General features: G+C 62.3%; 23 protein-coding genes. 19 read left to right on the top strand and 4 right to left on the bottom strand.

The window, feature by feature from the left end:
• The first annotated feature begins 49 nt into the window (after window positions 1-49).
• The 8 genes from BWP39_RS24275 to BWP39_RS24240 all read left to right on the top strand — a co-directional run bounded on the left by BWP39_RS24275 (window position 50) and on the right by BWP39_RS24240 (window position 11991).
• The gene (locus BWP39_RS24275; RefSeq protein ID WP_096724816.1) at window positions 50-3235 is read left to right on the top strand and encodes an efflux RND transporter permease subunit; all 3186 of its coding nucleotides are present in this window, start codon (window positions 50-52) and stop codon (window positions 3233-3235) included.
• A gap of 13 nt (window positions 3236-3248) precedes the next feature.
• Window positions 3249-4778, top strand: a complete 1530-nt coding sequence (locus tag BWP39_RS24270; protein WP_096724814.1) for an efflux transporter outer membrane subunit — start codon at window positions 3249-3251, stop codon at window positions 4776-4778.
• Window positions 4779-5186: 408 nt separating this feature from the next.
• A complete protein-coding gene (locus BWP39_RS24265; RefSeq protein ID WP_096724812.1) occupies window positions 5187-6032 on the top strand; it encodes a MetQ/NlpA family ABC transporter substrate-binding protein in 846 nt (281 codons plus the stop codon).
• A gap of 37 nt (window positions 6033-6069) precedes the next feature.
• Window positions 6070-7464, top strand: a complete 1395-nt coding sequence (locus BWP39_RS24260) for an LLM class flavin-dependent oxidoreductase (protein WP_096724810.1) — start codon at window positions 6070-6072, stop codon at window positions 7462-7464.
• On the top strand, window positions 7461-8633 hold the full coding sequence (locus tag BWP39_RS24255; protein ID WP_096724808.1) for a methionine ABC transporter ATP-binding protein: 1173 nt from the start codon (window positions 7461-7463) through the stop codon (window positions 8631-8633). Before BWP39_RS24260 ends, BWP39_RS24255 begins: the two co-directional genes overlap by 4 nt.
• The gene (locus tag BWP39_RS24250; protein WP_096724806.1) at window positions 8626-9282 is read left to right on the top strand and encodes a methionine ABC transporter permease; all 657 of its coding nucleotides are present in this window, start codon (window positions 8626-8628) and stop codon (window positions 9280-9282) included. The genes BWP39_RS24255 and BWP39_RS24250 overlap by 8 nt, the downstream gene beginning before the upstream one ends.
• Window positions 9283-9408: 126 nt before the next feature.
• Window positions 9409-10602: an acyl-CoA dehydrogenase family protein gene (locus tag BWP39_RS24245; RefSeq protein WP_096724804.1), complete on the top strand. Its 1194-nt coding sequence runs from the start codon at window positions 9409-9411 to the stop codon at window positions 10600-10602.
• A 60-nt stretch (window positions 10603-10662) separates the two neighbouring features.
• On the top strand, window positions 10663-11991 hold the full coding sequence (locus BWP39_RS24240) for an Nramp family divalent metal transporter (protein ID WP_096724802.1): 1329 nt from the start codon (window positions 10663-10665) through the stop codon (window positions 11989-11991).
• A 124-nt stretch (window positions 11992-12115) separates the two neighbouring features.
• On the opposite strand, the gene flhC is transcribed toward BWP39_RS24240, so the two are convergent.
• The 4 genes from flhC to BWP39_RS24220 all read right to left on the bottom strand — a co-directional run bounded on the left by flhC (window position 12116) and on the right by BWP39_RS24220 (window position 15117).
• Window positions 12116-12679 (bottom strand): flagellar transcriptional regulator FlhC, encoded by a 564-nt coding sequence (gene flhC, locus BWP39_RS24235; RefSeq protein WP_096726144.1) that lies wholly within the window; start codon window positions 12677-12679, stop codon window positions 12116-12118.
• Between the two features lie 24 nt (window positions 12680-12703).
• The gene (gene flhD / locus BWP39_RS24230; protein ID WP_091007547.1) at window positions 12704-13024 is read right to left on the bottom strand and encodes a flagellar transcriptional regulator FlhD; all 321 of its coding nucleotides are present in this window, start codon (window positions 13022-13024) and stop codon (window positions 12704-12706) included.
• 604 nt (window positions 13025-13628) lie between these two features.
• Complete coding sequence (locus BWP39_RS24225; RefSeq protein WP_235851470.1) at window positions 13629-14492, bottom strand: 2OG-Fe(II) oxygenase; 864 nt, start codon at window positions 14490-14492, stop codon at window positions 13629-13631.
• 76 nt (window positions 14493-14568) lie between these two features.
• On the bottom strand, window positions 14569-15117 hold the full coding sequence (locus BWP39_RS24220; protein ID WP_096724800.1) for a GNAT family N-acetyltransferase: 549 nt from the start codon (window positions 15115-15117) through the stop codon (window positions 14569-14571).
• A gap of 151 nt (window positions 15118-15268) precedes the next feature.
• Here BWP39_RS24220 and BWP39_RS24215 point away from each other — a divergent pair, with 151 nt between their 5' ends.
• From BWP39_RS24215 to BWP39_RS24165, 11 genes are all read left to right on the top strand, one after another.
• On the top strand, window positions 15269-15547 hold the full coding sequence (locus tag BWP39_RS24215; protein WP_096724798.1) for a type II toxin-antitoxin system RelE/ParE family toxin: 279 nt from the start codon (window positions 15269-15271) through the stop codon (window positions 15545-15547).
• Window positions 15548-15560: 13 nt separating this feature from the next.
• Window positions 15561-15863 carry a HigA family addiction module antitoxin gene (locus BWP39_RS24210; RefSeq protein ID WP_096724796.1) on the top strand — a complete coding sequence of 101 codons (303 nt, stop codon included), beginning with the start codon at window positions 15561-15563 and terminating at the stop codon, window positions 15861-15863.
• A 192-nt stretch (window positions 15864-16055) separates the two neighbouring features.
• On the top strand, window positions 16056-17075 hold the full coding sequence (gene deoC, locus BWP39_RS24205; RefSeq protein WP_096724794.1) for a deoxyribose-phosphate aldolase: 1020 nt from the start codon (window positions 16056-16058) through the stop codon (window positions 17073-17075).
• A 13-nt stretch (window positions 17076-17088) separates the two neighbouring features.
• Window positions 17089-19491 (top strand): aldehyde dehydrogenase family protein, encoded by a 2403-nt coding sequence (locus BWP39_RS24200; RefSeq protein WP_096726142.1) that lies wholly within the window; start codon window positions 17089-17091, stop codon window positions 19489-19491.
• Between the two features lie 73 nt (window positions 19492-19564).
• Window positions 19565-20047: an RbsD/FucU family protein gene (locus BWP39_RS24195; RefSeq protein ID WP_096724792.1), complete on the top strand. Its 483-nt coding sequence runs from the start codon at window positions 19565-19567 to the stop codon at window positions 20045-20047.
• The gene (gene rbsK, locus BWP39_RS24190; RefSeq protein ID WP_096724790.1) at window positions 20044-21003 is read left to right on the top strand and encodes a ribokinase; all 960 of its coding nucleotides are present in this window, start codon (window positions 20044-20046) and stop codon (window positions 21001-21003) included. The genes BWP39_RS24195 and rbsK overlap by 4 nt, the downstream gene beginning before the upstream one ends.
• Window positions 21004-21085: 82 nt before the next feature.
• Window positions 21086-22117 carry an ABC transporter permease gene (locus BWP39_RS24185; protein WP_096724788.1) on the top strand — a complete coding sequence of 344 codons (1032 nt, stop codon included), beginning with the start codon at window positions 21086-21088 and terminating at the stop codon, window positions 22115-22117.
• Window positions 22118-22154: 37 nt separating this feature from the next.
• Complete coding sequence (locus BWP39_RS24180; protein WP_096724786.1) at window positions 22155-22436, top strand: hypothetical protein; 282 nt, start codon at window positions 22155-22157, stop codon at window positions 22434-22436.
• Between the two features lie 74 nt (window positions 22437-22510).
• Entirely contained in the window at window positions 22511-23515 is a 1005-nt protein-coding gene (locus tag BWP39_RS24175) for an autoinducer 2 ABC transporter substrate-binding protein (RefSeq protein ID WP_096724784.1), read from the top strand.
• Window positions 23516-23581: 66 nt separating this feature from the next.
• Complete coding sequence (locus BWP39_RS24170; protein WP_096724783.1) at window positions 23582-25117, top strand: sugar ABC transporter ATP-binding protein; 1536 nt, start codon at window positions 23582-23584, stop codon at window positions 25115-25117.
• 18 nt (window positions 25118-25135) lie between these two features.
• On the top strand, window positions 25136-26179 hold the full coding sequence (locus BWP39_RS24165) for an ABC transporter permease (protein WP_207557074.1): 1044 nt from the start codon (window positions 25136-25138) through the stop codon (window positions 26177-26179).
• Window positions 26180-26503: the final 324 nt, after the last annotated feature.

Below are 26503 nucleotides of genomic sequence, written 5' to 3'. Positions count from 1 at the left end.
AGCTCGCACCGTTCGACACGCGCAAGCGCTCCAACATCAAGAGCCTCCAATGAACATATCCAAATTTTTTATCGACCGGCCGATCTTTGCGGGTGTGCTGTCGGTCCTGATCCTGCTGGGAGGCGTGATTTCGCTGTTCCAGCTGCCGATCTCCGAATATCCGGAAGTGGTGCCGCCTTCGGTGGTGGTTCACGCGCAGTATCCCGGTGCGAATCCGAAGGTGATCGCAGAAGCGGTCGCGTCGCCGCTCGAAGAGCAGATCAACGGCGTCGAGAACATGCTGTACATGCAGTCGCAGGCCAATAGCGACGGCAACCTGACGCTCACCGTGACGTTCAAGCTCGGCACCAACCCGGATCTCGCCACGCAGCTCGTGCAGAACCGCGTGAACCAGGCGTTGCCGCGTCTACCGGATGACGTGCAGCGGCTCGGTGTGACGACGATCAAGAGTTCGCCGACGTTGACGATGGTGGTCCACCTGATCTCGCCGAACAACCAGTACGACATGACGTACCTGCGCAACTATGCGCTGCTCAACGTCAAGGACCGGCTCGAACGGATCAAGGGCGTCGGCCAGGTGCAGCTGTGGGGAGCCGGTGACTATTCGATGCGTATCTGGCTCGATCCGCAGAAGGTTGCACAGCGCGACCTGACCGCTACCGATGTCGTCAATGCGATTCGCGAGCAGAACATCCAGGTGGCGGCCGGGACGATCGGCGCATCGCCGTCGGTGCCGGGCACGCCGTTGCAGTTGTCGGTGAATGCACGCGGCCGTCTGCGTACAGAAAGTGAATTCGGCGACATCGTCGTCAAGACTGCGCCCGATGGCGCGGTCACGTATCTGCGCGATCTCGGACGCATCGAGCTTGCTGCATCGGAATACGGTCTGCGTTCGTTGCTCGACAACAAGCCGGCCGTCGCACTCGCGATCAACCAGTCGCCGGGCGCGAACTCGCTGCAGATTTCCGACGAAGTCCGGGCAACCATGAAGGAATTGCAGCAGGACTTCCCGGCTGGTGTCGACTACAAGATCGTCTATGACCCGACGCAGTTCGTGCGCTCGAGTATCGAGGCGGTCGTGCACACGCTGCTCGAAGCCATCGCGCTCGTCGTGATCGTGGTGATCGTGTTCCTGCAAACGTGGCGCGCGTCGATCATTCCGTTGATCGCGGTACCGGTGTCGATCATCGGAACGTTCTCGCTGCTGCTGGCGTTCGGTTTCTCGATCAACGCGTTGTCGCTGTTCGGGATGGTGCTCGCCATCGGGATCGTCGTCGACGATGCGATCGTGGTGGTGGAGAACGTCGAGCGGAACATCGAAAGCGGGCTTAGTGCGCGTGATGCGACCTATAAGGCGATGCAGGAAGTGAGCGGGCCAATTATCGCTATTGCGCTCACGCTGGTTGCCGTGTTCGTGCCGCTCGCGTTCATGACGGGCCTGACCGGTCAGTTCTACAAGCAGTTCGCGATGACCATCGCGATCTCGACGGTGATCTCGGCGTTCAACTCGCTGACGCTGTCGCCGGCACTTGCATCGTTGCTGCTGCGCGACCACGGTGCGAAGCCAGACGTGCTGACGCGCGTGATGGACCGTGTGCTCGGCCGTTTCTTCGCGGGCTTCAACAAGGTGTTCCGGCGTGGTTCGACCGCGTACGGCCGAGGCGTGAACGGTGCGCTCAAGCGCAAGGGCGCGATGCTTGTCGTGTATGCAGTGCTGCTCGGCGCGACCGTGCTGATCACGCACGTCGTGCCCGGCGGCTTCGTGCCGGCGCAGGACAAGGAATACCTGATCGCCTTTGCGCAACTGCCGAACGGTGCGTCGCTCGATCGCACGGAGAAGGTGATTCGCGACATGAGCGCGATTGCGCTGAAGCAGCCGGGTGTCGAAAGTGCGGTGGCGTTCCCGGGTCTGTCGGTGAATGGCTTCACGAACAGTTCCAGCGCGGGCATTGTGTTCGTGACGCTGAAGCCGTTTAAGGAGCGCGGTAGCAAGACGTTGTCGGCGGGTGCGATTGCCGGTGCGCTGAATCAGCAATATGGCGCGATCAAGGATTCGTTCGTGGCGGTGTTTCCGCCGCCGCCGGTGCTCGGTCTCGGTACGCTTGGTGGCTTCAAGCTGCAGCTGGAAGACCACGGCGCGGTCGGTTATGCGGAGTTGAATAACGCAAGCCAGGCGTTCATCAAGAAGGCATCGACGACGCCTGAACTCGGGCCGACTTTCTCCAGCTATCAGATTAACGTGCCGCAGCTCAACGTCGATCTGGACCGTGTGAAGGCGAAACAGCTCGGTGTGCCGGTTACCGATGTGTTCAACACGATGCAGATCTACCTCGGCTCGTTGTATGTGAACGACTTCAACCGCTTCGGTCGCGTGTACCAGGTGCGGGTGCAGGCCGATGCGCCGTTCCGGCAGCGCGCGGACGACATCCTGCAACTGAAGACGCGCAATGCCGCCGGCGATATGGTGCCGCTGTCGTCGCTCGTCACGGTGACGCCGACGTATGGTCCGGAAATGGTGGTGCGCTACAACGGCTACACCGCTGCGGACATCAACAGCGGTCCGGCGCCGGGCTACTCGACGAACCAGGCGCAGGCTGCGGCCGAACGCATCGCGGCGGAAACCTTGCCGCGTGGCGTGAAGCTCGAATGGACCGACCTGACGTACCAGCAGATGCTGGCGGGCAATGCCGGCATGTGGGTGTTCCCGATCAGCGTGCTGCTCGTGTTCCTCGTGCTCGCTGCGTTGTATGAAAGCCTGTCGTTGCCGCTCGCGGTGATCCTGATCGTGCCGATGAGCCTGCTGTCCGCGTTGACCGGTGTGTGGCTCACACAGGGCGACAACAACATCTTCACGCAGATCGGCTTGATGGTGCTGGTGGGGCTGGCGTCGAAAAACGCCATCCTGATCGTCGAGTTCGCGCGCGAGCTCGAACACGATGGCCATTCGCCGCTGTCGGCGGCCATCGAGGCGAGCCGCATGCGTCTGCGCCCGATCCTGATGACGTCGATCGCTTTCATCATGGGCGTGGTACCGCTCGTGCTGTCGACCGGCGCGGGTTCGGAAATGCGCCATGCAATGGGTATCGCGGTGTTCTTCGGCATGCTCGGCGTGACGCTGTTCGGCCTGATGCTGACACCGGTGTTCTATGTGGTACTGCGTACGCTCGCGGGCGGCAAGATTCATGTGGCGCAGAAGGATTCGCCGCATCAAGCGTTGCCGGCGACGCACGCCTGAGGAGAAACCAATAATGAAAAGGCTTGAATCTTTGCCCGGCTGGAGCCGGGCGGCCGCGAGCGGCTTGCTGCTGATGCTGCTCGCAGCCTGCTCTGTAGAGCCGACGTACAAGCGGCCCGATGCACCGACACCGGCCGCCTTCAAGGAAGCGCCTGCGATCAGTGCGCAGGATGCGGGCACGTGGAAGCCCGCACAACCGGCCGATGCCGAGCATCGCGGCGAATGGTGGACGGTGTTCGGCGATTCGACGCTGAACGATCTGGAGCAACAGGCTGCATCGGCGAACCAGGATCTGAAGGCGGCGGCTGCACGTGTGCAGCAGGCACGTGCGCTGACCCAGGCGGCTCGCTCCGCGTGGTTCCCGTCGCTCGATGCGGGCTTTGGTCCGACGCGTGAAACGGCGTCATCGGCATCGCAGTTCCTGCCGCAGAGCAATGGTTCGTCAACCACGACGCTGTGGCGCGCGCAGGGCACCGTTTCATACGAAGCGGATCTGTTCGGGCGGGTCGGATCGAACGTCAATGCGGCACGTGCCGATGCACAGCAGAGCGAAGCGCTGTTCCGCTCGGTGCAGCTCGCGCTGCAGGCGGATGTCGCGCAGAACTATTTCCAGTTGCGTCAGTTCGACACCGATCAGGGGCTGTACCGCCAGACCGTCAAATTGCGTGAGGACTCGCTGAAGTTGACCGAACGTCGTTTCAAGGAAGGCGATATCAGCGAACTCGACGTCGCGCAGGCTCGCAACGAACTTGCATCGGCACGCGCCGACGCGGTCGGCGTAGCACGTCAGCGCGCGGCATCGGAGCACAGTCTCGCCATCCTGCTCGGCAAGGCGCCCGCCGATTTCTCGTTCGCGGAAACGCCGCTGGTGCCGGTCGTTGCGCGTGTGCCGGCAGGTTTGCCGTCCGCGTTGCTCGAACGTCGTCCGGATATCTCGGCGGCCGAGCGGGCGATGGCTGCGGCCAATGCGCGCGTCGGTCTGGCGAAGTCGGCGTTCTTCCCGAAGCTCGATATCACCGGTGCGTTTGGGTATGAATCGGCGACGTTGGGCAGTCTGTTCATGTGGTCGAGCCGAACCTTCCTGCTTGGGCCTTTGGCCGGCACGGCACTGACGCTGCCGCTTTTCGATGGTGGTCGCCGCCGTGCCGGTCTCGACCAGGCCCGTGCGAAATATGACGAGGATGTGGCGCAGTATCGTCAGCAGGTGCTCGTCGCGTTCCGCGAAGTCGAGGACAACCTCGCCGATCTGCGTCTGCTCGACGATCAGATCAGCGCGCAAAGCGACGCGGTGGTCGCGTCGCAGCGCGCGGCACATCTGTCGCAGACGCAGTACGAGGAAGGGCAGGTGAGCTATCTGAACGTGATCGACAGCGAGCGTTCGGTGCTGGTGTCGCAATTGCAGGCGAGCCGTTTGACCGGTACTCAGGCGGTGTCGACTGTCAACCTGATCCGTGCGCTTGGCGGCGGTTGGGATGGCATGCCCGTTACGGCCGCGGCCGATGTAGCAAACAGCAATGCGCAACAGCAGATCGCGAAGCGTTAAGTTGATTGGGCGCGTCATGCGCTAGTGGCTCCCACGCAGGTTCCTTGTTGGTGCCTTGTGTTAGCTGGCGATCCGGTGCATCCGGTTCGCCAGCTTTTTTTATTTCGCGGCCAGAACGGTAGCTCGACTGCCCGTTTCCGCGCATCCATATCGCATTTCGCGATTTCCATTCGAAAATCCGTTCGTAGACCGCGCTCCTAGCCAGCCCTATCATCGTCTGCACCTCATCTGGAGAGAGGCGATGACCTGCCCGCATTTCCGCTGTCCGCGCTGAGCCGCTAGCTCGTCTACGTATCGCGCATCAAACGTCCCAAGCCGCCCACGGGCGCACCCGACACCAGTGGCGCCGATCTGCGCCGTCAGGCCGGAAGCGGCACGCCCCGACCAACCTCGTCGATTGAGTTCACCATGAAATTTTTCCTGTCCAGCGTGCGGCGCTTCTTCCGCGTGGCGGGGCGCTTGCCCATGCTCGCGCTCGGTAGCGCACTCGTGTTTGCGGCATCCGCGTCTGTCGCTGTGGCCGCCGATCTACCCACGTTGAAGATCGGCATCGCGACGAGCCCGCAGATCGAAGCGCTGAAAATCGCAGCGCGCGAAGCGAAAGATCAGGGCCTCGACGTGAAGATCATCGAGTTCACCGACTGGAATACGCCGAATGCGGCGCTGGCGAACAAGGACATCGACGTCAACTATTTCCAGCACATTCCGTTTCTCGAGAACGCGAAGAAGCAGGGCGGTTACAACTTTGTTGCGATCGCACCGGGCACGATCATGAAGATCGGTTTGTACTCGAAGAAGGTGAAGCGCTTCGACGAGTTGAAAGACGGCGCGACTGTCGCGATCGCCAACGATCCGGTGAACGGCGGTCGCGGGCTGCTGTTGCTGCAACGTGCCGGGCTGATCAAGCTGAAACCGGGCATCGATTACCGCGCGACCACGCTCGACATCGTCGACAACCCGAAACATCTGAAGATCGTGCAGCTTGAAGCGTCGCAACTCGCTCGTTCGCTGGATGACGTCGATCTGGCGCAAGGCTATCCGAGCTTCATCAAGCTCGCCGGCACGACCGATCCGAACAGTGCGCTGCTCTTCGACGGCACCGAGAACAAGATCTTCGCAATCCAGTGGGTAGTGCGGCCCGACAGCGTGAACGATCCGCGCATCCGCAAATTCATCTCGATCTACCAGCATTCGCCGGCGGTGCGCACCGCGCTCGACAAGGCGTTCGGCAATCTCTACGCGGTCGCGTGGTGACGGCGACGCAACACAGCGAGCACGACGGAGCCATGCAATGACGAAGAAGAAAATCCTGCTGAATGCGTTCAACATGAATGCGGTCGGCCACATCAACCACGGTTTGTGGACGCATCCGCGTGACCGTTCGGCGCACTACACCGATCTCGACTACTGGACCGATCTCGCGCGCACGCTGGAGCGCGGCAAGTTCGACGGTATTTTTCTGGCCGATATTGTCGGTGTGTACGACATCTATCAGGGCGGACCCGATACGCCGCTGCGCGAATCGGTGCAGATTCCGATCAACGACCCCACGCTGATCGTGCCCGCGATGGCCGCGGTGACGAAACATCTCGGCTTCGGCGTGACGGCGAATCTCACGTATGAGCCGCCCTATCTGTTCGCCCGGCGTATGTCGACGCTCGATCATCTGACCAGGGGACGTGTCGGCTGGAATATCGTGACCGGCTATCTGGACAGCGCGGCGCGCGGTATGGGACTCACGCAGCAGATCGCGCACGACGACCGCTACGATCGCGCCGACGATTACATGGACGTCGTGTACAAGCTGTGGGAACAGAGCTGGGAAGACGGCGCGGTGGTGCGCGACCGCGCGGCGCGCGTGTTCTCGCATCCGGACAAGGTGCATCGCGTGAAGCACGATGGTCCGTACTATTCGATCGATGCGATCCACCTGAGCGAGCCGTCGTTGCAGCGTACGCCGGTGTTGTATCAGGCGGGATCGTCGCAGCGCGGTGTCGATTTCGCTGCGCGTCATGCGGAGTGTGTGTTCGTCGGTGGGCAGAACAAGCAACTGACGCGCTCAATCGTCGACGACATTCGCGCTCGCGCCGTGCGCTTTGGTCGTGCGCCTGACGACATCAAGATCTTTGCCGGCATCACGGTCGTGGTCGGTGAAACCGAGCGCGCTGCGCAAGAAAAATTCGAAGAGTACCGCCGCTATGCGAGTGCCGAAGGTGGCATCGCGCACTTCTCCAGTTCGACTGGCATCGACTTCTCGCAGTACGAACTCGACGAACCGATTTCGTATGTGAAGACCGAGTCGATGCAATCGGCGGTGGAGGCGATTTCGAAGAAAAGTACCACCGGCGTGTGGACCAAGCGCAAGGTGCTCGAACAGATGACACTCGGCGGTCGTGCGAAGCCGGTGATCGGTTCGCCGCAACAGATTGCCGACGAACTGGTGTCGTGGATCGAAGAGGCGGGCGTCGATGGATTCAATCTGACGCGTACCGTGATGCCTGAGTCGTTCGTCGACTTCGTCGATCTCGTCGTGCCTGAGTTGCAGAATCGCGGCGTCTACAAGGAAGACTATGACGTCGCGCCGACGCTGCGCGAGAAGCTGTTCGGCGCGGGCCGTGCGCGGTTGCCCGATGTGCACGTGGGTGCGCAGCATCGACGGCGTGTGAATACGTCGGTTGAAGCATGACGTCGCTTTTCGATCGACCCGGTTTTATCGAGGATGCGCCTGCGCGAGCCGCGGACCATACGGCGCACGATGCCGCGCTACCTGCCGTGCAGTTCGATGGCATCGGCAAATCCTTTGCCGGACCGCGTGGCACGAATGCGATTGCTTTGGCGAACGTCGATCTCTCGGTGGCGCGCGGTGAAGTATTTGGCATCATCGGTCGTAGTGGGGCGGGTAAGTCGACGCTGCTGCGCCTCGTCAACGGACTGGAAAAACCGACGTCCGGCGCCGTGCGCGTGAACGGCGTGAGCGTCGGCGATCTCGACGAGCGCGGGCTGATCGGCCTGCGGCGCCGCACCGGTATGGTGTTCCAGCATTTCAACCTGCTGTCCGCGAAAACCGTGCACGGCAACATCGCGCTGCCGCTGAAGATAGCCGGCGTGCCGAAAGCTGCAATCGATGAGAAGGTCGATGCGCTGCTCGAACTGGTCGGGCTCTCGGCGAAACGCGACGCGTGGCCAGCCAGCCTCTCGGGCGGCCAGAAGCAGCGGGTCGGCATTGCACGCGCGCTGGTGCACGATCCCGACATCCTGTTGTGCGACGAAGCGACATCCGCACTCGATCCGGAAACAACGCAGGCCATCCTCACGCTGCTGCGCGATATCAACCGCCGACTCGGTCTGACGATCGTACTGATCACGCACGAAATGGAAGTGATCCGCGAAGTGTGCGATACGGTCGCGGTGCTCGAGCGCGGTGAAGTTGTCGAGACGGGTCCCGTGTGGCGCGTGTTCGGCGATCCGCAGCACGACGCGACGCGTGCGTTGCTGCGCACGCTGGTGCACGATCTGCCCGCCGATCTCGCTGCGCGCGTGAAGCCGCTGGACGAAGCACCGCCCGACTCGGCCCAGGTGCTACTCGATGTGCGCTTCACCGGTGCCGATGCGCGCGAGCCCGATCTGGGCGGCCTGGTCAGTGCGCTTGGCGCGGGCGGCGGCGGTCGAGTCAGCTTCGTGCATGGTGGCATCGACCGGATTCAGGGACATGCGCAAGGGCGATTGATCGTCGCTGCGCAATTGACCGGCGCGCATGCCGACGCTACGCACGAAGTATTACGGACCCAGGTTGCCGCCTTGGTCGCGCAGGCAAAACGTTACGCGAACCGTGTGGAGGTGCTCGGCTATGTCTGATATCTGGCTATCGGAACTGGCCGACGCGATTCGCGACACTATCGTGATGGTTGGTGTATCGGCGGTGATTGCGGCGTTGATCGGTATTCCACTGGCATTGATCCTGGTGACGACGACGCGCGGTGGCATCTTCGAACGCCGCGCGGTGAACACGACGCTCGGCGCGCTGGTCAATGCGTTTCGCTCGACACCGTTCATCATCCTGCTCGTCGCGCTGCTACCGCTCACGCGTTTGCTGGTCGGAACGACGATCGGCGTCTGGGCCGCGATCGTGCCGCTCAGCATCGCCGCGATTCCGTTTTTTGCGCGCGTGGCGGAAGTGAGCCTGCGCGAGGTCGATCGCGGTCTGATCGAAGCCGCGCAGGCGATGGGCGCGCAACGTCGCCACATCGTCTGGCACGTGTTGCTGCCCGAAGCGCTGCCGGGTATTCTCGGTGGCTTCACGATCACGGTCGTCGCGATGATCGGCTCGTCGGCGATGGCGGGCGCGGTCGGCGCAGGCGGGCTCGGCGATCTTGCGATCCGCTACGGCTACCAGCGCTTCGATACAACGGTGATGGTCACAGTGATCGTGCTGCTTATCGTCATCGTGACGGTGGTGCAATTCGTCGGCGACCGCTTTGTACGGCGTCTCGCGCGGCGCGCGTGAGCGTCGCGGGTTTTCAGGGAACAGCGATATGACGCAGAAGACATTCACTCTGTTGCGACTTCACGTGGCGGGATTTTTTAATCAGCGTGCGTTGATTGCCCGAGTTGTCTGCGCGGAGGCGGCCGCATGAACGATCTACGCGAACCTGTCCCGGTCACAACCCAAAGCGCACGTGATCTCGACAACCTGCTCGACGCGTTGCGCGCGAGCGCAGCACAGCGCGATCGCGACGGCGGTCACGCCGCCGAAGAAAAACAATGGATCGCCGATGCGGGTTTGCTAACGCTCGCCGTCCCGCGCGAATTTGGCGGCGCGGGTGCGCGCTGGACCGACATCTACCGGACCATCCGCGCAATCGCGACAGTCGACAGTGCGCTCGCGCATCTGCTCGGGTTCCAGTGTCTGCAGGTGGTCAGTGTCGATGTGTGGGGCAACGACACGCAGCGCGCACGCTATCTGCGCGGCACCGTCGACGCGCGGTGGTGGTGGGGCAATGCCGTCAATCCGCTCGACACGCGGCTCATTGCGACCGCGACGGCGGATGGTGGCTATCGCATCGATGGCACGAAGGGTTTTTGCTCGGGCACGCGCGGCTCACAGATGATGACGGTGTCCGCACACGATCCCGCGACCGGCAAGCCTGTCTTCGGCGTCGTACCGACTACACGTGCAGGTATCACGGTACACGACGACTGGAATCCGATCGGTCAACGCCAGACCGATAGCGGCAGCGTGTCGTTCGAGCACGTGACGCTCGCACCCGACGAGGTGCTGCACCGTTCCGAAGTCCCGCCGACACCGCGCGCGACGCTGCGCACGCTCGTGTCGCAACTGGTGCTGACCAACCTGTTCGTCGGTATTGCGCAAGGCGCGCTCGAAGAAGCGCGCCGCTACGTCACGCAGCACGGCCGCCCGTGGATCACGTCAGGCGTTGCCACGGCCACCGACGATCCCTACGTGATCCAGCGCTTCGGCGAAATGCGTCTGCAGACGGTGAGCGCCGAGGCGCTTGCCACGCGCGCCGCTCAGGCACTCGACGACGCATGGCAAAAGGGCGCTGCTCTAACCGCCGACGAACGCGCCCACGTCGCACTAGCGACATCGGAAGCGAAGATCGTCGCGCATCGCGCCGCGCTCGATGTCAGTGAAAACCTCTTCGATGCCTGTGGCGCTCGCGCAACCGGCGCACCGCTTGCACTCGACCGCTTCTGGCGCAACGCGCGTGTACACACGCTGCACGACCCGCTCGACTACCGCGTGCGCGACGTCGGTCGCTACGCGCTGAGCGGGACATTGCCGGAAGTTTCTCTGTACACTTGAGGCCGTTCGCCGCACCCGCCGACGAGGCCTCGCGGCATTCTTCACCGCGAGGAAACCGGCTTGCAGTTCAAACTCCCGACTACCGCCACCGCGCCGTTCTGTCCATCTGAAGTACAGGGCACCGTCGCGGTTTCTCCGTCCGCGCCGTTCTGGAAGAAACTCCTGCAGTTCGCCGGCCCCGGCCTGCTGATATCGATCGGCTATATGGACCCGGGCAACTGGGCCACCGATATCGAAGCCGGTTCGCGCTACGGCTATAGCCTGCTATTCGTCGTCGTGCTGTCGAGCCTCGCGGCGATGGTGCTGCAATGCCTAAGCATGCGGCTCGGCATCGTCACCGGCCAGGATCTCGCACAACTTTCGAGTAGCCGCTATTCGCCGATGGTTGCACGCGGGCAATGGCTGCTCGCGGAGCTGTCTATCGTCGCCTGCGATCTCGCCGAAGTGCTGGGTGGTGCGCTTGCGTTCCATCTGCTGTTCAAGTGCTCGCTGACGGTCGGCGTGCTGCTCACCGCGTTCGATACGCTGATCGTGCTCGGCCTGAAGGGCAAGAACTTCCGCGATCTCGAAGCGATCATGCTCGGCCTTGTTGCCACGATCGGTCTCGGCTACGTGATCGAACTCGCACTCGTTCAGCCGCACTGGCCTTCGGTGCTGCAGGGGATGGTGCCGTCGTGGTCGGCGGTCAGCGAGCGCGAGCCGTTGTATCTCGCGATCGGCATCCTTGGCGCAACCGTGATGCCGCACAACCTGTATCTGCATTCATCGATCGTGCAGACGCGCGCGGTGAAGCGCGACGCGCGCAGCATCGCGTCGGCGATCGGCCTGTCGCGCATCGACACGCTCGTGTCGCTGACGCTCGCGCTGCTGATTAACGCAGCGATCCTGATTCTCGCGGCCGCCGCATTCAACGCGACGGGCCACAACCAGGTGACCGAAATCGAGGACGCCTACAAGTTGCTCGCGCCGATCGTCGGAACCGGTTTTGCCGCCGTGCTGTTCGCGATCACGCTGCTTGCGTCCGGGCAAAGCTCGACCTTCACCGGGACGATTGCCGGCCAGGTGATCATGGAAGGCTTCCTCAAGATGAAGATTCCGTGCTGGCAGCGCCGCTTTATCACGCGCGCGCTGGCATTGATTCCGGCTTTGATCGGCGTGTCGATGCTCGGTAACGACGCGGTAGGCAAATTGCTGGTCGCAAGCCAGGTGGTACTGAGCCTGCAACTACCTTTCGCACTCTATCCGCTGATCCGGATGACCGACGACCGCACGCTGATGGGCGCATTCGCGAACCGGTTGCCCACCCGCGTGCTGGCGTGGTTCCTGTTCGTGGCGATCAGCGTGGCGAACCTGTGGCTCGCGGTGCAGACGTTCGGCTGGATCGGATGAAGGTTTTTGTGGTGTTCTAAAAAAACGAGCCGTGTCACGTGGCCACGTGACACGGCTTCATGAGGCTTTTTACCCGCCGCACTCCGAAAACGGCTTCTTGCGAGCCGCTTTATTTCACCCCCTATCAGGCCGCTTCTGCAATCGTCGGCACTTCCTGTTTCGCGGCGGCGGCCGCCTTTTTTGTTTTACCGGCGCGTGACGGTGGCTGACAGGCCCCGCACACGACGTTTTGCTGCAAATCATGCTTGTGCGCAACGAACTTGCCGCCACAACGGCAGCACGGTGTCAGTTGCAGGATGTCGGCGTCGAAAAAACGCACGAGCGTCCAGGCACGGGTCAAATCGAGCACCGGCTCGGTTTCGCTGTGCCGGCAGTGTTCGAGGTACAGCCTGTAGCCCTTGGTCAGCGCGTCGAGATGCGAGCAACGTGCCTCGTTCTTCAGGAACAGATACGTATTATAGAAAAGCGACGCGTGAATGTTAGCCAGCCACGTCATGTACCAGTCGGCGGAGAACGGCAGCATGCCCTTTGGCGGCGACACGCCTTTGACCTCCCGATACAGGCGGATCATCCGGTCGCGCGACAACGTGAGCTCGCTTTCCAGCACCTGCATGCGCGCGCCGAGTTCAATCAGTGCGATGGCACGAAAGACGTCTTGAGCGTCTTCGGTCAGGCTTCGCTTGAGCATCGCAGTCATGGTTGCGGTTCCTCGTCAGGCAAACTGCTCGGCCGGCTGGCCTGCGAGCAGGATAGCCGCGTGAGTCGGCGCTACTTCTGCGTGTTTCGTGGTCTGCGTCAACGCCGACAACATGGCATGGTCGTTGAAGCGGAAAAAACATAAAAGCTGATCGGAGGCGGCCAGCTTGACGATCTGTGCGAGCGACAGTCCAGCAAGCAGATCGGCCAGCTCCGATGACAGTCCCAGCCGGAACATCCCGACAGGCTTGTCCTCGCGCAGCATGCGCTGCGCGAGCATGATGTACGACAAATTGATTTCGCGGATTGACTCCAGCGTCTCGCTGCTACGGTCCATTTAGTTATGTTTCCGAAGCCCCGTATTACCCGTCGGCATTTCCTGCCGTTTATGCTCTTGTAACCCCCCGCCGACGACCTTGCCGCCTGGCGATCGGTCCCCCTCTTTGATACAAGGAGTGACCAGTTGATACAAGGTGTTACAACTCGTAACACCTTGGAGCGAATTGTATGAAGGGGATTTCAGGAAATCAATACCTTTTCAAAAAAATACCCGAAAAAGTGAGGTTGAATTTCGGTAAGTTTTTCATCTGCTTGTAATGCAATTTTGGAAAGCGGCTTTGAGGCCTTTGCGGGCGGGGATGGATCGATGAAGAGCGTTGCTACACAAGCGTTTAACGGGAGCGCTTTTCGGCTGGATGGGGTTTTCGAGAATTAGCTGAAATGACAAATCTGTCGGCTAATTGAAAAGAATGAATTCAAATGAAACGGTAAAAAATGCGAATTTGGCGGCACCTGTAAGGCGCAAATAGGGACAAGTACGGATGCCGCAAGATGGTGCAAGCGTTGTTACAAATGCAGGGGAATGGATAGCGTCTGGCAGTGGGTTCGCTGGGCCCGGTGTTCGACATCGAGGGCGCGAGGTCGATGCACCGGGCCGGATCTCACAGCGCGTCGTGAAAGATCACGCCCAGCGTATGTCGATGCCCCGAACGCAAACGGCTCACGCCGTGCCGCAGATTGACGCGATACGCTCCGCGCGTGCCCTGCACCGGCCGGTGATGCACGGCGAAGATCACTGCATCGCCCTTGTGCAGCGGTACAACCTCTACGCGCGACTGCATCCGCGGACGCTGTTCGGTCATCACGAATTCGCCGCCGCTAAAGTCAACGCCCGGTTCGGATAGCAGGATCGCCGCCTGCAACGGAAACACGTGCTCGCCGTACAGGTCCTGATGCAGGCAGTTGTAGTCATCCTTGCCGTATTGCAGGATCAACGGGGTCGGGCGCAACTGGCCCGCGTCATGACAGCGGCGCAGAAACGCTGTGTGCGTGGCGGGGTAGCGGACCTCGATGCCCATCGTCTCGTTCCAGCGGTTTGCCACCGGGACGAGATGCGGATACAGCGTCGTGCGCAAACCGCCGACGACATCCGGTAACGGATAGTCGAAGTAGCGATACTCGCCGCGGCCGAAGCCGTGGCGCGCCATGACGACGCGGCTGCGATAGAGATCGTCGCGCGGGTACAGCGCGGCCAGTGCGCCGCATTCGCGTGCGTCCAGCAGGCCGGGCAGTACCGCGCAGCCGTACTGGTCGAGTTCACGGGCGATGCGTGGCCAGTCGGCGGTGTCGACGCGGGGCGCGATCGATGTGAGGGAGGCGATCGAAGGTCGATCGTGCGCGACGGCATCGTTGTGCGCGTCGCTTACCTTGCTTGAGGTGCTTGCGTCGACGTCGACATCGACGTTGATCAAGTCCCGAGGCTCGACGCCGGGCAACGTGTCCTGCAACATGAAATGACCGGGCATGGCCTGCTCCTCTGAACATTCGCGATGGAGTCAGTGTACGGAGGCAGGCGTCACATGGCGCGCCGAGTCTTGCTCTCTAATTCGAAGGCACGCGCGGCACGATGAAACACACCATCACGTCGGCGTCGTGGTACTCGCTGCCCACACGTAACGCGTCGATCTCGCGGCCACACACGACAAAGCCCAGCGATTCGTACAGCCTGCGTGCTGCGACATTCGTGCTCGTCACGCCCAGCTCCAGCTGACGCACACCATCGATCCGCGCGGCGCGCGCAAGCACCGCTTCGAGCAACGCGCGGCCCACGCCCTGTCGGCTTGCCTCCGGTGTGACGTACATGCCAACCACCGATGCCCTGTGCCGTTTGCGCTCCCCCGGTGAACGCACCATGGCGATCGTGCCGACCAGCGGACCCTCTGCCGACAACGACGCGCCAAGGATGAAATTGCCCTCGCCAGCGGCTTTGCCCTCAAGCATCGCTTCATGTTGCGCCGCGCCCTTCGCGAGCGCTTCGGCGTGGCTCTGGCCGAATGCTTCGGGATGCTCGGCCAGGCCGCGCAGCCGCAACTGGAAATAGGCGTCGAGATCGGCGGGGCCGAGTTGCCTGATCGGGATATTGCGGGTCACGACGGATGTCCTTATGGTCTGCGTGCTGAGGGGTACGTAAGCTGCACCGCCGGTGAGGGTAACTCGACGCTTCGTGCCGTTGTCCGTATGGATGGGGTCGCAGCTCGATACTATCGTTTGACAATACTATCGCGCAACAATACTATTTCACATGATCTCGAACTTCAAATGTCCCGACACCGCAACGATGTTTTCAGGCGAGCGCGTGGCGCGATTCGTGAATATCGAGACTGTCGCGATGCGCAAGCTCGCCATGCTCAACCGCGCGGCGAACGTGAATGACCTGCGTATCCCACCGAACAACCGGTTCGAAGCACTCAAGGGGGACCGGAAGGGGCAGTACAGCATTCGCATCAACGACCAGTGGCGCGTGTGTTTTTTCTTCGAGAATGGCAACGCGCTTGACGTCGAGATCGTCGACTACCACTAACTGGAGAATCATCATGACACGCGCAGTCGTGTACCCGACCCCGGGCGAAATCCTGCAGGAAGAGTTTCTTCGTCCGATGGGTATCACCGCCTATCGTCTGGCAAAAGACATTGGGGTTCAGCAGCGCCGTATCGGCGAAATCATCGCGGGTACGCGGGCGATTACCGTCGACACCGGGCTACGGCTGTCCCGTTACTTCGGCACAAGTGACGAATTCTGGACCGGTCTGCAACTGGACCACGACACGGCGATGGCAAAGGAGGAACTTGCCGACGAACTCGAGAAGATTCAAAGGGCGGTGCCTATTGCCGCCTAACCGGCTCGTCTGAATCGTCGGACAAATATCCGGTTTTTTGGAGTGCAGGAACAAGATATCCGGGAAAACACAGATGGAAATGATCGTAACGAAGCTTGTTATGATCCTCTCAATCGATGTAGCATATATGGGAACAACCCACCATCAACCATCATCGGTTGATGTGCGCTGCACGAAACACACGGATGTCTCATGTTTGAAGCTCCCACGCTGTCCACGCTATCCCAACCGGTCGTCGCATTGCACCGCGGCACCGCCGTTCAGCCGCTGCGCAATCCCGGCATGCCGTTCGATGCCGGCTGGCTGGACGGCCTGCGCGTCAATCAGTCGGCGGTCGAACGGCGCACGGCCACACTCGCCACGCGGCGCACGGTCAAGAAAGACGCCCAGGCGGCATGGCTGCTAAAGGCGATCACCTGTATCGATCTCACCACGTTGAGCGGCGACGACACCGAAGGCCGCGTCCGGCGCCTGTGTGCCAAGGCGCGCCAGCCGGTGCGGGCCGATCTGCTCGACGCGCTCGGCATCGCGCCGCACGCCATCACGACGGGGGCGGTGTGTGTCTACCATCGCTTCGTTGCCGCGGCAGTCGATGCGCTGCAAGGCAGCGGCATTCCGGTCGCGGCGGTATCGACGGGCTTTCCGGCCGGACTGATTCCGCATCCGCTGAAGCTGAAGGAAATTGAAGCGTCAGTGGCGGACGGCGCAGCCGAAATCGACATCGTCATCACACGCGAACACGTGCTCACCGGCAACTGGCAGGCGCTCTACGACGAAGTGCGCGAATTCCGCGCCGCGTGCGGTCCCGCGCATCTGAAGGCGATTCTCGCTACCGGCGACATCCGCACGCTGTCGAACGTTGCACGCGCATCGATGGTATGCATGATGGCCGGCGCCGATTTCATCAAGACGTCGACCGGCAAGGAAGGCGTCAACGCGACGCTCGACGTCGCACTCGTGATGGTGCGGATGATCCGCGAATATCACGCGCGCACCGGCGTGCTGATCGGTTTCAAGCCGGCGGGCGGCGTTTCCAGCGCGAAGTCCGTGCTCTCGTACCAGATCCTGATGAAGGAAGAACTCGGTCGCGCGTGGCTCGAGCCGGAGCTGTTCCGGATCGGCGCATCGAGCCTGCTTGCCGACATCGAACGCCAGCTCGAGCACTACGCGAGCGGTCGTTACTCCGCCTTCAATCGTCACCCCGTTGCCTGAACAGACCGATCTCATGAGCGTAGCCGAGTATTTTTCTTCGATGGAGTACGGTCCCGCCCCCGAGGACGATCAGCCTGTGCGCGCGTGGCTCGCGCAGCACGAGTCGACGTTCGGGCATTTCATCGACGGTGCCTGGCGTGCGCCGGCCGCTGGCCAGCGTTTCGAATCGCACGCGCCTGCGAGCGGTGAACTGCTTGCACACGTCGCCCAGGGCGATGCCGCCGATGTGAACGCGGCGGTGCTCGCCGCGCGTAAAGCGCAGCCCGCATGGCGCGCACTCGGTGGTGCAGGGCGCGCCCGGCATCTGTACGCGCTCGCGCGCATGGTGCAGCGGCACAGCCGGCTCTTCGCCGTGCTCGAAGCGCTCGACAACGGCAAGCCGATCCGCGAAACGCGCGACATCGACGTGCCGCTGGTTGCGCGGCATTTCCTGTACCACGCGGGCTGGGCGCAACTGCAGGACAGCGAATTCCCGGGCTGGGCGCCGCTCGGCGTGATCGGCCAGATCGTGCCGTGGAATTTCCCGCTGCTGATGCTCGCGTGGAAGATCGCACCGGCGCTCGCCACCGGTAACTGCGTCGTACTGAAGCCCGCCGAATACACGCCGCTCACCGCGCTGCTGTTCGCCGAACTCGCGCAGCGCGCGGGACTGCCGGCTGGTGTGCTGAACGTCGTGACCGGCGATGGCAGCACAGGCGCTGCGCTCGTTGATCATCCGCAGGTCGACAAGATTGCGTTTACCGGGTCGACGGAAGTGGGGCGGTTGATCCGCTCGCGCACCGCGGGCTCGGGCAAGTCGCTCACGCTGGAACTCGGCGGCAAGTCGCCGTTTATCGTGTTCGACGATGCGGATCTCGACGGTGCCGTCGAGGGTGTAGTCGACGCGATCTGGTTCAACCAGGGGCAGGTGTGCTGCGCGGGTTCGCGGCTGCTCGTGCAGGAAGGCGTCGAGGCGCGCTTCATCGACAAGCTGAAGCGCCGCATGCAGACGCTGCGCGTCGGTCCGTCGCTCGACAAGAGCATCGATATCGGCGCGATTGTCGATCCGGTGCAGCTCGAACGCATTCGCGGTCTCGTCGAAACCGGCCGGCGTGAGGGCTGCAACGTATGGCAGGCGCCCGAAGCCGGTCTGCCGTCGGGCGGCTGCTTCTATCCGCCGACGCTCATCACCGGTGTTGCTCCCGCATCGACGCTGGCTCAGGAAGAAATCTTCGGCCCGGTGCTCGTGGCGATGAGTTTTCGCACACCCGACGAAGCCGTCGCGCTCGCGAACAATACGCGCTATGGCCTTGCCGCCAGCGTGTGGAGCGAAACCATTGGCCGCGCGCTGGACATCGCGCCGCAACTCGCGGCCGGTGTCGTGTGGGTCAACGCGACCAATCTGTTCGATGCGGCGGTGGGATTCGGCGGTTATCGCGAGTCGGGCTATGGACGCGAGGGCGGCCGCGAAGGTCTCTACGAATATCTGCAGCCGCTGGCCTGGCTCGATCTTGCGATGCGCCGTCCGGCGCCGCAAGTGGCCGCGCACGAGGAAACCGAATCTGACTTCGCCGCCAGCACAGCGCTCCTTCAGACCGTCGATCGCACCGCGAAGCTTTTTATCGGCGGCAAGCAGGTACGGCCCGACAGCGGCTACGTGCTACCGGTGTATGCGCACGACGGTACGCTGGCCGGCGAAGTCGGTAGCGGCAACCGCAAGGACATTCGCAACGCCGTAGCCGCCGCGCGCAGCGCGCAGAAGTGGTCGCAGACGACTGCACATAACCGCGCACAGGTGCTGTACTTCCTCGCCGAAAATCTCGCGGTACGCGCGACGGAATTTGCGCGGCTGTTGATGGTGCGCACCGGTACCGGCGAAGCAGTTGCGCGCGCGGAAGTCGATGCGTCGGTGGCGCGTCTGTTCACGTACGCAGCATGGGCCGACAAGTTCGATGGCGCGGTGCATACACCGCCGCTGCGCGGCGTCGCGCTGGCGATGCACGAGCCGCTCGGCGTGATCGGCATCGCGTGTCCGGATGAAGCGCCGCTGCTGTCGTTTATTTCGCTGGTGGCACCGGCGCTTGCGCTCGGCAACCGCGTGGTCGTGCTGCCAAGTACGACATGTCCGCTCACAGCAACCGATTTCTACCAGGTCGTCGAAACATCGGACGTGCCCGACGGCGCACTGAACATCGTCACCGGCGAACGCGACGCGCTGCTCGGCGCGCTCGCGAAGCACGACGATGTCGACGCGCTGTGGTGCTTTGGTAGCGAAGCGCACTCGGCGCTGGTCGAACGCGAGTCGATTGGCAACCTGAAACGCACCTTCGTCGATTACGGCCGCCAGTTCGACTGGTTCGACCCGTCGAGCGAAGGGCCCGTGTGGCTGCGTGAAGCTATACAAGTGAAAAATATCTGGATACCGTACGGCGACTGAGCGTCCGGCGATATCCGCAGGCGCGCAGGCACGTAACGCGTGCGATCCGCGCAACCGACACGAAGGAGACGATGTGCTGAAGAATCTGGACCCGCTATTGAACGCCGATATCCTGCATGCGCTGCGCGCAATGGGACACGGCGACGAACTGGTGATCTGCGACGCGAATTTCCCCGGCGATTCCGTCGCGCGTGCGACGGTGCTCGGTAAGGTGCTGCGCCTCGACGGCGTCGATTCGGCGCGCGCGATTCGTGCCGTGCTGTCGGTGATGCCGCTCGATACGTTCGTCGAACATCCGGCGCTGCGCATGGAAGTGGTCGGCGAGCCGAACACGATTCCTGCCGTGCAGCGTGAAGTGCAGGCTGAAATCGATGCAGCTGAAGGTCGCAGCGTGCCGCTTGCCTCGATCGAACGGTTTGCGTTTTACGAGCGTGCCCGCAAGGCTTATTGCGTGATCGCGACCGGCGAACAGCGTGGCTACGGCTGCTTCGTTTTCAGTAAGGGCGTATTGCTTGCACCTGACGCGCCACGCGACCCCGCAAGGAACGACGCATGAGCACGCAGCCCGAACGCGGCGGCCGGGTTGTCATCCTCGGCATCTACGTAACCGATCTGACGTTTCGCGCCGCGCGCATGCCGCTGATCGGCGAAACGATTGCCGGTACCGCGTTCGCGATGGGGCCGGGTGGTAAGGGTTCGAATCAGGCGGTTGCGGCTGCGCGGGCAGGCGCCGATGTGGTGTTCTGCACGCGCATCGGCAACGATGCGTTCGGCGAGATCGCACGCGCGACATGGACGACCGAAGGCATCACTGCGCGTGCCACGACGGTCGACAGTCTGTCGACGGGTGCCGCGCATATCTTCGTCGACGACACGACCGGTATGAACGCGATCATCGTCGCAGCCGGTGCGGCCGGCACGATGAGCGCCGCCGATGTCGATGCGATCGAAGCCGACATCGCTGCGGCGCGCGTATTCGTCACGCAGCTGGAGCAGCCGCTACCGGCTGCACGGCGTGGCCTTGAAGTCGCACGACGGCATGGTGTGATCACCGTGTTCAATCCGGCGCCGGCGATGTCGCTACCTGACGATCTCTATCCGCTGTGCGACTACATCACACCGAACGAAACGGAAGCCGAGGCGCTGACCGGCGTGCCGATCGAATCGGTCGACGACGCACGCCGCGCGGCTGAGCTACTGCTCGAGAAGGGCGTCGGCACAGCCATCATTACGCTCGGCGAAGCGGGCGCGCTGCTGCATTCGGCGCAGCAGTCGGTGCTGGTGCCGGCATTTCGCTGCGGCAAGGTAGTCGAAACCGCGGGCGCGGGCGATGGCTTTACAGGCGGTTTCGCGGCAGCGCTCGCGCGCGGCGCCGATCCGGTCGAAGCGATGCGCTTCGGCTGTGCGCTGGCGGGTATCTCCGTTACGCGGCCGGGCACCGCGCCGTCGATGCCGACGTTGAACGAAGTGAATCAGGTGTTGAGCGACGCAGCGCGCGTCGGGAGTCGGTAGGACTTCCGCACTGTCGTCGCGTGAACCATTGCGTCATACAGGTTACAGGCAGTCACGCAGTCTGAAGGAGCGGGTTGTCATCATGAAGTCCTTGCCTGCCGCCGGGAAGCTGTTCGCCGACCGGCAACTGAATTTTCTACTCATCGTCAACGTACTGGTCGTGCTGGTCGCGACGGTGCTGTCGCATGGTCTCTTTGTCGGGATCGACAATCTGCAGTCGATGGGGAGTCAGCTACCCGAACTCGGCTTGCTCGCGCTCGGCATCATGCTATCGATGATCTCCGGCAACGGCGGCATCGACCTGTCGGGTGTCGGACTGGCGAACCTGTCAGGGATAGTCGCCGCGCTGATCGTGCCGCACTTCGTGAGCGGTGACGATTCGCCCGTGCTCTACACGTCGCTCTTTTGTGTGATCGTAGTCGCGATGGGATTGCTCGGCGGGCTGCTGAACGGCATCGTGATCGCGCGGCTGCAACTCACACCGATTCTCTGTACGCTTGGCACGCAGTTGCTGTTCACGGGTTTCGCGGTGGTGCTCAGCAACGGCGCGTCGGTGCATGTCGACTATGTCGATCCGCTGTCGGACATCGGCAACGGCACCGTGTTTCAGATACCGATTTCGTTCGTCATTTTCATCGCGGCAATCGTCGTGCTGGGCTGGCTGCTCAGGCGCAGTCCGTTCGGTCTGCGCCTGTATCTGATGGGCACCAATCCGAAGGCCGCGTTTTACGCGGGCATTCCGCGCACACGCATGCTCGTGCTCACCTATACGATGTGCGGCGTGCTCGCGTCGCTGGCGGGCTTGATCAGCACGTCGCATACGTCGAGCGCGAAGTGGGACTACGGCAATTCGTATCTGTTGATCGCGATTCTGATCGCCGTGATGGGCGGCGTGAATCCGTCCGGCGGCTACGGACGCATTATCTGTGTGTTCTTTGCAGCGACCGTGCTGCAATTTCTATCGAGCCTGTTCAATCTACTCGGCGTGTCGCAGTTCTTCGGCGACTGCACGTGGGGTTTTCTGTTGCTGCTGTCGCTCGCGTTTGCGGGCGGCGAGCGGGTGCGCGCGATCTTCGGCTTCGCGCGCTCCGACGGCGCACAGACGAAGTCTTAGACGAGTGCAATCGAGCGGGCGGGATGACGGAGCAAAGATGATTAGCGATCGTGTGACCAAGCTTATTTTGAGGGTGCTTGGCGAGGTAGAGGCCTCGTTGCCGGACCAGCTTTCGAGTGCGCGTGAGCACGGCGTGCCCACGTCCCTCGGCCTGACCGACGGTGGAAAGATCGTACGGGATTATCTGGAACATCGCGAATTCGGACTGGCCCTCGAGCATCTGACCTACATGGTCCTCGAGGTGCCCCTTTCCGTGTCGCCCCGCTGCCAGAGCGATATCAACGAGGCGGCTTCGAGGTTGAGATTGCCGGGCATTTGACACAAGCGCTAGCGGACCAGGCTGGCACAGTATTGATCGACAAATCGACGGACCACAAAACAAGGAGACAACGCATGAAACTGACTCGACTGGCTGCCACCGTGGCAGCGGGGACTCTCGCAGCAGGCGTGATCGTCGCTGCGCAGGCGGCAACCAACGAGACGATCGTCACGGTCGTCAAGGTGACGGGCATCAGCTGGTTCAACCGGATGGATGACGGCGTGAAGGAATTCGCGAAGGACACGCCGGGCGTGACCGCGTACCAGACCGGCCCAGGCCGCGCCGATGCGGCCCAGCAACTGAAGATCATCGAAGATCTGATCGCGAAGAAAGTCAACGCGATCGCGGTGGTGCCCTACGATCCGCCCACACTCGAACCCGCGCTGAAGAAAGCGATGGACCGCGGCATCAAGGTCGTTACGCACGAGGCCGATAACGAGAAGAACACGATGGTCGACATCGAGGCATTCGATAACACGGCGTACGGCGCTGGTCTCAACGAACGGCTCGCATCGTGCATGCACGACGAAGGCAAATGGGCGGTGCTGGTCGGCTCGCTGGGCAGCCGCTCGCAGGTGCAGTGGGCCGACGGCGGGATCGGCAATGCGAAGGCGAAGTATCCGAAGATGGATCTCGTCGAACCGAAACTCGAAACCAATAACGATGGCGAGCGCGCCTACGAAGTCGCGAAAGAAGTGCTGCGCAAGCATCCGGACCTGAAGGGCTTCCAGGGTTCGTCGTCGCTCGACATCATCGGTATCGGCCGTGCGGTCGAAGAAGCCGGCCTGCAAGGCAAGATCTGCGTGTACGGCACGGGCCTGCCGACCGAAGCGGGCAAGTTCCTCGAAAGCGGTGCGGTGAACGGCATCGCGTTCTGGGATCCGAAGCTCGCCGGCCTCGCAATGAACAAGATCGCGAAGCTGTTGATCGATGGCAAGACTGTCGAGAACGGCGCCGATCTCGGCATTCCGGGCTACAACAAGGTGACCGTCGCGAAGGGACCGGGCAAGGGCATCATCGTGCGCGGCCAGGGCTGGGTGAACGTCGACAAGTCGAACTACAAGCAGTATCCGTTCTGATCGCACGTATCGATCAGACTCACGGCGCACCGGCCGCCACGCCGGTGCATCATTTCGCGGTCCGTCATGACGAATCAAGCGGTCACATCCACGCCGTTCCTGCAGGTAGTCGGCGTACACAAGCGGTTTACCGGCGTGCATGCGCTGCGCGGCGTGAGCCTGTCGTTCGAGCGCGGGCAGATCTATCACCTGCTCGGCGAGAACGGCTGCGGCAAGAGCACGCTGATCAAGATCATCTCCGGTGCACAGCCGCCTGATGAAGGCGAACTGATCGTCGAAGGTGTGCGGCACGCGAGATTGAGCGCGCTCGAAGCACTCGCGGCCGGCATCGAAACGGTCTATCAGGACCTGTCGCTGCTGCCGAACATGAGCGTCGCCGAAAACGTCGGGCTGACGTCGGAACTCGCGGAGCACGGCGGACGTCTCGCGCGAACCTTCGATCGTCGTGCACTGGCTCGCACGGCGGCGCGCGCACTGCAGTCGGTCGGTCTGCCCAGCGATGTCGCGTTTCTCGGCACGCTGATCGAACAACTGCCGCTCGCGACGCGCCAACTGGTGGCGATCGCACGTGCGATTGCGAGCGAAGCGCGCTTCGTCATCATGGATGAACCGACCACCTCGCTCACGCAAAAGGAAGTGGACAACCTGATCGCCGTGCTCGCGAATCTGCGCGCGCAGGGTGTCACGGTGCTGTTCGTCAGTCACAAGCTCGACGAGTGTTATGCGATCGGCGGTGAGGTCATCGTGCTGCGCGATGGCCAGAAGATGGCGCAGGGGCCGATTGCGAACTACACGAAGGCGCAGATCAGCGAACTGATGACGGGGCGTCATCTGTCGACCGAACGCTATCGGGAAGGCGGCCTGGGTCAGGACATTGTGCTCGACGTGCGCGGCCTGTCGCGTGCGGGGCAGTTCAGCGACGTGACGTTCGCGCTGCATCGCGGCGAGATCGTCGGTGTGACCGGGTTGCTCGATTCGGGTCGCAACGAACTTGCGCGCGCGCTTGCCGGTGTGGCGCCCGCACAGACCGGGACGGTCGTGCTCGAAGGCCGGCCGGTCAGATTGCGTACACCGGCGGATGCGCGCCTGCAGCGGATCGGCTACGTACCGGAAGACCGCCTGAACGAAGGGCTGTTTCTCAACAAATCGATTCGCGACAACGTGATTACCGCGCTGATCACGAACCTGCGTGACCGCTTCGGCCAGGTCGATCGCAAGCGCGCGCAGGCACTTGCCGAGCAGACGGTGAGCGATCTGCAGATTGCGACACCGGGTGTCGACAAGCCGGTGCAGTCGCTGTCCGGCGGCAACCAGCAGCGCGTGCTGATCGGCCGCTGGCTTGCGATCGATCCACACGTGCTGATCCTGCATGGGCCGACGGTCGGTGTCGACGTGGGGTCGAAGGACATCATCTACCGGATCATGCAGCAACTGTCGAAGCGCGGCATCGGCATCATCCTGATTAGTGACGATCTGCCTGAGCTGCTGCAGAACTGCGATCGCATTCTGTTGATGAAGAAAGGACGCGTGGCAAACGAGTACCGCGCGGACGAGCTGGACGAGGCGGGGCTGTACCGTGCGTTGCTGTCGGACGCAGCATAATCGAGGATGTTATCCAGCATGAATTCGCGTACCGACCCGAGCATGAGGCCGCCGCCCGTCATCGACGTTGCGCCGCGAGTCAAGCCGCCCAGCCTGGGCACGAGGCTGAGGCGCAATCCCGAATGGTTCACGATGGCGCTGATCGTTGTGATCTGCGCCATTGTCGGCGCGATCAATCCGCGCTTCTTCCAGCTCGCGACGCTGTTCGATCTGCTGCATTCGGCGACCACGATGTCGCTGTTTGCGCTGGGGACGCTCGTGGTGCTCGCATCGGGCGGCATCGACGTGTCGTTCACCGCGATCGGCGCGCTGACGATGTATTCGATCACCAAGGCTGTGTTTGCGTGGTGGCCCGACGCGCCGTTCGCGCTGATCCTGTTGCTGGGTGCGCTGGGTGGTGTCGTGCTTGGCGTGATCAATGGGTTGCTGGTACACCGGCTGAAGGCGCCTTCGCTGATCGTGACGATCGGCACACAGTATCTGTACCGCGGCATCCTGCTGACTTTTGTCGGGACGACGTTCTTCATGAACATCCCGCACAGCATGGACCGGTTCGGCCGCGTGCCGCTGTTTTTCTATCACACCGCTGATAGTTTGCGCGCGGTGCTGCCGGTTTCCGTGGTGGCGCTGTTTCTCGCGGCAGGGGTGACGTGGTGGCTTTTGAACCGCACGATGATGGGCCGCGGCGTGTATGCGATGGGCGGCAGTCTCGCGATTGCCGAGCGGCTCGGCTACAACCTGCGGGCGATTCATCTTTTCGTGTTTGGTTATACGGGGATGCTGGCGGGTATCGCGGGCATTTTGCATGTGTCGAATAATCGCCTCGCTAATCCGTTCGATCTGGTCGGCTCTGAACTCGACGTGATCGCGGCGGTGATTTTGGGTGGGGCGCGGATTACGGGCGGCACCGGGACGGTTGCGGGGACCTTGCTTGGGGTGGTGCTGGTGACGCTGATTAACAGCGTGTTGATACTGGTGGGGGTACCGAGTACCTGGCAGAAGGTGATTGTCGGGGCGTTCATCCTGATTGCCGGGACGATGTTTGCTTTTCAGCGGAGGTGATTTTTTGCTTCAGATTTTTCTGGGTATTTTCGTTTTGTTTTTGCTGTCCTCTCTTTTTCTCTCAGTTGTTGATTTCTCTCTCGCTGGTTGATGGTCCCTCGGCCGTCGGTCAGCGATTTTTTTTGGGTTTTTGCCTGTGCAGGCGGCTGTTTGTTTGCCTGGGCCGGTGGCTCTCTGTTAGCGCCTCGCGGCGCTGGCGTTGCCCCTGTGCGGGGCGGCACTTCCTTTCTTTGCGGCGGCAAAGAAAGGAAGCAAAGAAAGCCGCTCGATACGATAGCGGGTCCTTTCCGTGTGCTGCCTTCGTGGCCCGCGCCTAAGTGTCGT

This window comes from Paraburkholderia acidicola, from assembly GCF_002362315.1.
Lineage (GTDB): Bacteria > Pseudomonadota > Gammaproteobacteria > Burkholderiales > Burkholderiaceae > Paraburkholderia > Paraburkholderia acidicola.
The sequence above is the reverse complement of the archived record's forward strand: the minus strand, read 5'-3'. Positions and strand labels throughout refer to the sequence as shown.

Bases quoted from the DNA above. Each gene is read 5' to 3' on its own strand.
- BWP39_RS24265 (WP_096724812.1), top strand. From the start codon at position 5,187: ATGAAATTTTTCCTGTCCAGCGTGCGGCGCTTCTTCCGCGTGGCGGGG.
- deoC (WP_096724794.1), top strand. From the start codon at position 16,056: ATGTTTGAAGCTCCCACGCTGTCCACGCTATCCCAACCGGTCGTCGCA.
- BWP39_RS24225 (WP_235851470.1), bottom strand. From the start codon at position 14,492: ATGCCCGGTCATTTCATGTTGCAGGACACGTTGCCCGGCGTCGAGCCT.
- BWP39_RS24275 (WP_096724816.1), top strand. From the start codon at position 50: ATGAACATATCCAAATTTTTTATCGACCGGCCGATCTTTGCGGGTGTG.
- BWP39_RS24245 (WP_096724804.1), top strand. From the start codon at position 9,409: ATGAACGATCTACGCGAACCTGTCCCGGTCACAACCCAAAGCGCACGT.
- BWP39_RS24175 (WP_096724784.1), top strand. From the start codon at position 22,511: ATGAAACTGACTCGACTGGCTGCCACCGTGGCAGCGGGGACTCTCGCA.
- BWP39_RS24215 (WP_096724798.1), top strand. From the start codon at position 15,269: ATGATCTCGAACTTCAAATGTCCCGACACCGCAACGATGTTTTCAGGC.
- BWP39_RS24165 (WP_207557074.1), top strand. From the start codon at position 25,136: ATGAATTCGCGTACCGACCCGAGCATGAGGCCGCCGCCCGTCATCGAC.
- BWP39_RS24170 (WP_096724783.1), top strand. From the start codon at position 23,582: ATGACGAATCAAGCGGTCACATCCACGCCGTTCCTGCAGGTAGTCGGC.
- flhC (WP_096726144.1), bottom strand. From the start codon at position 12,679: ATGCTCAAGCGAAGCCTGACCGAAGACGCTCAAGACGTCTTTCGTGCC.
- rbsK (WP_096724790.1), top strand. From the start codon at position 20,044: ATGAGCACGCAGCCCGAACGCGGCGGCCGGGTTGTCATCCTCGGCATC.
- BWP39_RS24210 (WP_096724796.1), top strand. From the start codon at position 15,561: ATGACACGCGCAGTCGTGTACCCGACCCCGGGCGAAATCCTGCAGGAA.
- BWP39_RS24200 (WP_096726142.1), top strand. From the start codon at position 17,089: ATGAGCGTAGCCGAGTATTTTTCTTCGATGGAGTACGGTCCCGCCCCC.
- BWP39_RS24180 (WP_096724786.1), top strand. From the start codon at position 22,155: ATGATTAGCGATCGTGTGACCAAGCTTATTTTGAGGGTGCTTGGCGAG.
- flhD (WP_091007547.1), bottom strand. From the start codon at position 13,024: ATGGACCGTAGCAGCGAGACGCTGGAGTCAATCCGCGAAATCAATTTG.
- BWP39_RS24185 (WP_096724788.1), top strand. From the start codon at position 21,086: ATGAAGTCCTTGCCTGCCGCCGGGAAGCTGTTCGCCGACCGGCAACTG.
- BWP39_RS24255 (WP_096724808.1), top strand. From the start codon at position 7,461: ATGACGTCGCTTTTCGATCGACCCGGTTTTATCGAGGATGCGCCTGCG.
- BWP39_RS24260 (WP_096724810.1), top strand. From the start codon at position 6,070: ATGACGAAGAAGAAAATCCTGCTGAATGCGTTCAACATGAATGCGGTC.
- BWP39_RS24270 (WP_096724814.1), top strand. From the start codon at position 3,249: ATGAAAAGGCTTGAATCTTTGCCCGGCTGGAGCCGGGCGGCCGCGAGC.
- BWP39_RS24250 (WP_096724806.1), top strand. From the start codon at position 8,626: ATGTCTGATATCTGGCTATCGGAACTGGCCGACGCGATTCGCGACACT.